The sequence below is a fragment of the Corynebacterium mastitidis DSM 44356 genome (genome assembly GCF_000375365.1).
GTDB classification, from domain to species: Bacteria; Actinomycetota; Actinomycetes; order Mycobacteriales; family Mycobacteriaceae; genus Corynebacterium; species Corynebacterium mastitidis.
This window is the reverse complement of record NZ_AQXB01000005.1, coordinates 231179-238706: the sequence shown is the minus strand read 5'-3', so window position 1 is coordinate 238706 and position 7528 is coordinate 231179. Positions and strand designations below refer to the sequence as shown.

The window sequence follows — 7528 nt, the reverse complement described above, 5'->3', positions numbered from 1 at the left end:
ACCTCGCCCACGCCATAAGGCGAGAGCGTGACCGAGGCCGTGGACGCCGGGGCGATCGTAGAAAACGTGGAGGTGGACTTCTCGCCGTTGTGATCCACGGCCTCGACCGTGTAGGTCCGCGCGTAGCCGAGCACCTCCGTGGTGGTCCACTTCATGCCATCGGCGGACAGGGTGGCCTCGACCTCGCGGCCCTCTTCGTTGGTCATGGTCACGCTCTCGAGGCCCTCGTCCTTGGACTCCACCGTCACCGGTGTGGTGGGATCGACCTCCTCGGATTCGTCGGCCACGGAGATGTACGGGGCCTCTAGCGCCTCGTCCTTAGTGTCGTGGGTGCTTTCCTGTGAGGCGCCCGGATTAATCGTGCACGCCGTAAGCCCGCCGCCAAGGGCCACCACCATCAGCGCCGCGACTACAACCCGACGCCCCGAACGCACCCGCACGTGCAACCACCTCCACACACCACGAAATACTCTTCAGTAAAGATTATCTATGGGTGTTCGCCCGCATAAATGAATCTTGGTCACCATATTTCCACAACTGCATTATTTCCACCTGTGCATGTAACTGCCTTATCTCCGGAGAAATGCATCTCGTAATGCTGGCCCGTTGTTGGTGAGTATACTTCTGTCAAAACCTGTTCAGTTTCCCCGTCAAGGGAGTACTGGTAGGTAAATTCCTGGAAGAATTTACGAGCAAAACCGGTAGTAGTGGGGCCTACGGCCACATAATTAGTGAAATCTTTATATTCGTCGATCCCGCACTTTGTCAACAACTCTTGAAGATCACCAGGAACGCCATCCTCCTCAAGGGTACTGTCTTAATAACAAGGCAAAGCCCAAGGGAAAGCCGATCCATGCGGGGAATGCAATTCCCAGGAACCATCTATTAACTGATAAACTTGCGTAGCATCCGTTTCGGCTACACCAATCTTTAACCAGCCTTGCTCGCAGTAATCAACCACGACCTCCGCATCCTCGGGGAACGTCTCATCAATCATATCTGGAAGATTACTCCCACTGCACATTTTATCCGAACTTGCAGACTTTTCTCCGCTGTCAGATTTCTTCGAATCATCCTTAGTGGTTTTGTTGCTCTTTTTATTTTTCTCTTTATCCGCTTCCGATTTTTCGATGGTGGAGTTTTTATTTTCCGAAGTGCTGGAGCTTTCTGGACCATTTGAGCCGGTTTTCTTTCTGGAGGTTGATGTCCTTTCTCCTGAGGTGGGTACTTCTGGAATTGCGAAATCTTCAGATGATTCGGAAAAATACCCTTTATTTATAATCAGAATGCATGCGCCGACGGATGCCAGTAAAAGAACCGCTACGGCCACGAGGATAATGATGATCTTCTTTTTTGGTTTTCCCCCTTCACCGTCATTAGAAAAGGACTCCCACTGGCTGTTGTGTTCTGAGTTTGTGGGCATGAGGTTCCCTATTTTTCAGTTTTCCAGGATCCGAGGACCTTCCGAAGGCACCACACGGTCTCCATGATGATATACATGGCTACGGTGTTGGTAAGGGCGAAGCCGATGGCGGCAAACTTTTGAGGCCTCCAAAAATTGAATTGAGGGCTTCGATATCGTCTTGATCGAAAAGGAAAGACCACTCTTCCATGGCGTTCGAGCTGAAAAACATGGAAACAATGAAGGCGTAAATCCATCCGAGTAGTATCAGAACCATGCCTGCGAGCCATAGCTTGGATTCCTGACGTTGAAGTTGGCTCGATACTGGAAAATTATTCAGATCAAAGTCTATGGAGACTTTCTTTTTCTTTGGGAGTGTGGAGCTTGGGGATTTTTTCTCGTATGAGGTGGAAGATTTCTTCTTTGCGAGTTCCTGGATCCACTCAATAGTTACCACGCCGTCAGGACCGTGTAGCGCTGTGTCGTATTCGCTTTTCTTCTCGGGATCGCCCAAGATAGCTCTTGCGGCGATTGCTTCCCCCAGATCGGCCGCCGTTGCGGTTTCGGAGCCCTGGATGGCCGTTATCTTTTCGTCGAGTATGTCTGCCAGTTTTTGAGGTGGCGTACTGCCGTCCAAATTCATGGACTTGTAAAAATTGTAGTTCATTGTTTCACCTTTCGATGCGGGAGAAGCGAATGGAGAGGATGTGGGACCCAGGGTGTCTGTATTCAAATACGCAAAAACTAGCAACTGTAACGGGTTGCACAGTGGGAAGTGTACCGCGGGGGTACTGTCAAGAGAATCAGGCTCTTCACAATCTGGGGTGTAGTTGGGGTTTGAAGCTGCCGGCTTCGAGTAGTGTTCGGCGGATGTAATTGGCTAGGTTTCGGAATCCGAGAGCGGTCCCGCGGAGGTGCTTGAGACGTCCATTGATTGCTTCGGTAGGGTCGTTGCTGGTGTGTGGTTGATCAAAGAACGCCGGGATGTCAGCGCGGCGTTTGTTGAGGGTCCGGCCGATTTTGGCGAGCTCGGGCAGGTTCTTGGGGCCTGTGGGCCAGCGAATCGATGACCTTTACCACGGTGGCTTTCCCGGGGTTCTTGTCGCTGTTCCAGTATGCCGACACGAGCTGCTGGTCGACGTTCTAAGTCACCTCGACGCTGACGTGATCATCGGTGGTGAACAGGTCCTCGAGACGTTCAGTCTGTCGTGGCCGGAGCAGATCCAAGCCGGTATGCAGCAGCCTGCGGGCTTGGTAGAGCGGATCATGCTTGTGGCCTCGATGCCCATGAATCTCTTGCTGGACCCGCTGACGGGTCACATCCAAAGCATCACCTGCAAGCTTGACGACATGGAAAGGGTCCATGACCGTGACCGCGTCCGGGACGGCTTCAGCCGCAGCGGTCTTGAACCCGATAAACCCGTCCATCGCCACGATCTCGACCCCCTCACGAAAGGACAGGGACTGCTGTTCAAGCCAGGACTTAAAACACTTGCTTGGAACGGACCGGAATCATCGCAACTAGCCGCGGGGCCCCGTCTTGTCGTGGACCGGGGTCAGATCAATCACTACAGTGACGTACGTGTCACCAAGGTGGGTATGCCGCCTCACGTGCTCATCGACTCTGAGGGACTGGTGGGGGTTTGGTTGATGTCAGGGTTGCTTCCTGGTTGTGGAGCACGAAAGGATGTTGACATGCCAAAGTTGTATAGCGGGCAGTTCAAGGCTGGAAGCGGTCGCACTGGTTGAATCAGGGATGAGCCGTCGGCAAGTGTGTGCCGATCTGGGGATCTCGCGGTCTTCGTCACAAAAATGGACCACGCAGGCCCGGTTGAAAGATCACGGGATGAGCTCGTCGAGTGATCCGGTGGTGGCTTAAGGAGATGAGTGCAGCGCTCAAGCGGATCCGTGAGCTGGAAATGGAAAACGAAGTCTTACGCGCTGCTGCCGCTTATCTTTCCCAGGAAGTGGTTGACCCAAAAAGACCTACCCGATCGTGGAAAAAATTGATCGCTCAGGGGAAGGCAACCTTGACGGTCGCGGCTCGGGTATTGAAGTTTTCTCGCCAAGCGTTCTATAAATGGCGGGCTAAGCCGGTCTCGGATCGACAGCTCCAAGAGCACAAGCTCATTGACAAGATCCGCCAGATTCATAGCAACGATCCGGAATTTGGTTACCGGTTTATTGCTGATGAGCTTCATGGTCAAGGCATTGTGATCTCGCAGCGGCGGGTGTGGTGGTTGTGTTCGAAGGCCGGGATTTTCTCGGTTATTTCTAGGCGGAAAGGCGTGGTAGGAACGCTGGACCACCGGTTCATGATGACCTGCTCCAGCGGCATTTTCACGCTGATACCCCGAATACTGCGTGGGTCACGGATATTACTGAGCATTGGACGTGGGAAGGGGAAACTGTACTTGTGTGCGATCAAAGATCTGTGCTCACGTAAAATCGTGGGTTATGCAACTAGCTCACGGATGAAATCAGGCCTCGCGGTGGCGGCGTTGGACGATGTGATGCGCAAACGCGGACATCCTCGTGATGTGATCATCCACTCCGATAGAGGCTCGCAATTTTCGTTGTATGAAATTCTTGCGTGTGTTAAAACGCTATAAGGCTAAAGGCTTGATGGGCAGGGTCGGGGCGTGTGGGGATAACGCAGCCATGGAATCCTTCTTCGCCCTCGTGCAAAACAACGTTGTTGACCGTAAATCCTGGACAAGCCGCCGTGAACTCTCAGCCGCGATCACCCACTGGATCGAACGGACCTATCACGGGAAAAGACACCAACGAGCATTAGGGAAATTGACGCCCATCCAGTACGAAGCCATCATAGAGCCAGCCGCACCAATCGCGGCCTGAAAATCAGAAGGAAAACTGTCAACCAAACCTTCACCAGTCCCGAGAGCTCCTTGACTACGCATCTACCCCCGGATGGCGAAAAGGTGCTCTCGTTGGCGCTTACCCTCAAGCGACGCCTGAATGAGATTCAGAACCTGCCGTCGCTTCTCGTTGGCCCACGGTCTCGCCGACCGCGTCCCATCGGATGGTGCATGGTTTCCCGAGAATGCTTGCCGAGCTACATGCCGACGCAGAAACAGCACCTGCGTCCACTGTCCGGGGTAGCGCCATCGTCGACAGTTTTCAGTCAGGTTCATCCCCGCTACCAGAAAGCCCCGTACCGGGGGTGTGAGATACTCTAGCGGGACCCCGGCTCCGTGATGCCGCCCCGAGATTTTCAAGTCTGTTATCGACAAACGCTGATCCTTTAAAGGATCCACCGCAGCTTGACTTGCGCTGAAGCTGCTGGGGACGGTACTACCAGTCCGGATACTCCTTGTGTGATTGTTTCTAATTGTTCCGTGAAATTTTCCCACGCACTGTGAGGAATGGGATCAATTAACTCTGTGTCGAAATACTAATAAGCAAATGGCTGTGTGGAAAATTTACTAATTGGGTAGCGTTCCTTCATGACCATAGGGGTCTTTGCGGTGCCCACCTCGGCGGCGCCCTGATGAACATCGTGGGGGCGCGTGCTGGTGATGCCTTTTGTGTTATTTGGGGAGAAGTAGGTCAGCCCCGCAGGCTGTTATGAACTACGGGCCCCGTGCAGTTGAGAAGCACTTATCCGATAATAAATCCTAGGAAGATTAATCCTGCCACCACTGGCCCCACTCGCTCCCACCTGCGCGGGTGTGGCTTGGGGTTGGGGATCTCGCCCATATCGCGTGCAATGTTTGCATCTTCAGGGCCGAGGATGTCTCGCAGTCGTTTTTTCCTCGCGCGCACGGGTAGCCTCTTCGAGGGCTTGCTTGTCCTGATACTGGCACCACAGGGGTCGCCCGCAGCCCAATCCCGGCGGCAATGAGCAAAGCGTCCAGAGACGCTCTGGGTTCGTGGGGGAAATCGATCAGGTTACCAAAAGCCAGCAGGATGCTTATGACCACGCCGAGCCATAGCCAGGGAGCACTTTGGTTTCCCTCTTTGACATAATCTTTTGGACGTTCAGTCACAATTCCACCTTGCTTCTACGACTAGTGCTTTACCCGGAATTTGTGGTGCTCGGACAGCCCACGTAGAGGTGTCGGAACCCATGTTTTCCCAGGAGTACTAGGCCACATTCTCCGCGAGGCGGGCGGAAGGTTCGGCCGGTCGGCTGCTTGCTATGCAAACGTAGGTTACCAGAGGGGAGTGGCGGAGATGCGGCATATGAAGTGCATGCTCCAATAGCGCCGCTCGCTGTTTCTCTGCGCACGGCGTAGGCGTAGTCCCTGAGCTCCTAGAAGGATCCGCAATCGCGCTACGAGCTGAGAATAGAGCGGTGGGGCTGTGTGGTTCGGGCGAAGCTATCGCCCCGCTGCCGTTCGTCCAAAAGTGGTGGGTGAGGTGCTGCGACCATGAGCCCGCCGGGAGCCCCGCCTTCCCGCCCAGGAGCGCAGCGGGAAGGACGGGGCCGAGGTCAAGGCGAGTCCGACGGGACGTTCCGCAGCCTGAATCCCGGGGTGGGCCGCTTGTTCCTGCGGACCACCCCGGTAATCAGCAGCCCCCGGAAGACGCCTACGCGCCCCGAATCAGGTCCGCCGCCCGCTCGCCCATGAGCATGACGGTGATGTTGGGGTTCACGGCGGTCAGCTGCGGCATGGCGGAGGCGTCGCACACGCGCAGCCCCTCCACGCCCTTGACCCGCAGCTCGGGATCGAGCGGTGCCTCGGCGTCGTCCGCGGCGCCCATGCGGCAGGAGCCCGCCGGGTGGTACACGGTGTTGTGGGTCTTGGCCACGTACTGAGCGATCTCCTCGTCCGTCCGCACGTCCGCTCCAGGGAACAGCTCGCGCTTTACGTAGCGCGCCATCGCGGGCTGGGAGACGATCTCGCGGGCCTTCTTGATCCCCTCCACGGCGATGTGCATGTCGTAGCCCTCGGGGTCGGTGAAGTACCGGGGGTCCACCTTGGGCTTGTCGCGGTAGTCGCGGGAGCCCAGCCGCACGGTGCCGCGCGAGCGCGCGTGGGTGATGTTGGGCGTGAGGGCAAAGGACTCGTCCGCGCTGGGGTAGCCGTGGCGCGCGGTGTGCATGTCAAAGGGCACGGAGCCGTAGTGCATCATGAGGTCGGGCAGCGGGAGGTCGTCGCCGTCGATGGGGGTGAAGATCCCGATCTCCCACCACTGGGTGGCGTCCCTGGTCATGGGCTCGGCGGCCTCCCAGGAGATCACGGCCTCGGGGTGGTCCTGCAAGCCGGAGCCCACGCCGGGGGAGTCCACCAGCACGTCGATGCCCACCTCGCGCAGGTGCTCGGCGGGGCCGATCCCGGAGATCATGAGCAGCTTGGGCGTGTCGATGGCCCCCGCGCTCAGGATCACCTCGCGGCGGGCGCGCAGCGCGCGGCGTCGGTTGTGGGGGTTGTCGCAGTATTCCACGCCCACCGCGCGCGGCACCCCGGAATCGGAATCCTCAAACAGCACGCGGGAGACCCAGTGATCCGTGAGCACGCGCAGGTTCTCGCGTTCTTCCATCACGGGGTGGAGGTAGGAGACGGAGGAGGAGGATCGGGTGCCGTCGGCCTTGCGGTTGATCTGGAAGAACCCGGCGCCGTTGACCACCGTCTCTCCCTCGTTGAAGGTGGCGGTGGGGATGCCCGCCTGCGCGCAGGCCTCCAGCAGGGCCACGCCCACGGGGTCGGTGGGCGGCACATCCATGAGGTGCACCGGGCCTTCGGTGCCGTGGTTGTTCCCGCCGCGCGCGTTGTTTTCCAGGCGCGTGATGAGCGGCAGGATGGTCTCGGCGTTCCAGCCGGTGGCGCCCAGCTCCTCCCAGAGGTCCATGTCCTCGGCGGGCGGGTGGAAGGCGATGCAGGAGTTATGGGAGGAGCAGCCGCCGAGTACCTTGGCGCGAGCGTGCCGCATGAAGGAGTTACCGTTGTCCTGCGGCTCGATGGGATAATCCCAGTCAAAGCCGGATTCCAGCAGCTCCGGCCAGCGCTGGAGGTCCAGCACCTCGGCCTTATCGACGTCCGTGGGCCCGGCCTCTAGCAGCGCCACCGTCACGGTGGGGTCCTCGCTGAGCCGGGAGGCCAGCGCTGCTCCGGCGGAGCCGCCGCCCACCACGATGTAGTCATAGGTCTTATCGGACAT

4 protein-coding genes and 2 pseudogenes are annotated in these 7528 nt (G+C 57.5%); 1 reads left to right on the top strand and 5 read right to left on the bottom strand.

Annotated features, from left to right (window positions below; translation table 11 throughout):
- The 4 genes and pseudogenes from B140_RS0107675 to B140_RS14405 form a co-directional block, all read right to left on the bottom strand.
- Positions 1–440, bottom strand: a 440-nt coding sequence (locus tag B140_RS0107675; RefSeq protein WP_040426286.1) for an Ig-like domain-containing protein, incomplete at its 3' end; no start/stop codon positions are given.
- Between the two features lie 377 nt (positions 441–817).
- On the bottom strand, positions 818–1423 hold the full coding sequence (locus B140_RS13770; protein ID WP_156801694.1) for a hypothetical protein: 606 nt from the start codon (positions 1421–1423) through the stop codon (positions 818–820).
- 79 nt (positions 1424–1502) lie between these two features.
- Complete coding sequence (locus B140_RS13765) at positions 1503–2069, bottom strand: hypothetical protein (RefSeq protein WP_156801693.1); 567 nt, start codon at positions 2067–2069, stop codon at positions 1503–1505.
- Positions 2070–2214: 145 nt separating this feature from the next.
- Positions 2215–3025 (bottom strand): annotated as a pseudogene (locus B140_RS14405) (ISL3 family transposase); the annotation flags it as partial.
- Between the two features lie 72 nt (positions 3026–3097).
- On the opposite strand from B140_RS14405, the pseudogene B140_RS13370 reads away from it, so the two are divergent.
- Positions 3098–4261, top strand: a pseudogene (locus tag B140_RS13370) (IS3 family transposase).
- A gap of 1695 nt (positions 4262–5956) precedes the next feature.
- On the opposite strand, the gene B140_RS0107660 reads toward B140_RS13370, so the two are convergent.
- A complete protein-coding gene (locus tag B140_RS0107660; RefSeq protein ID WP_018118775.1) occupies positions 5957–7528 on the bottom strand; it encodes a GMC family oxidoreductase in 1572 nt (523 codons plus the stop codon).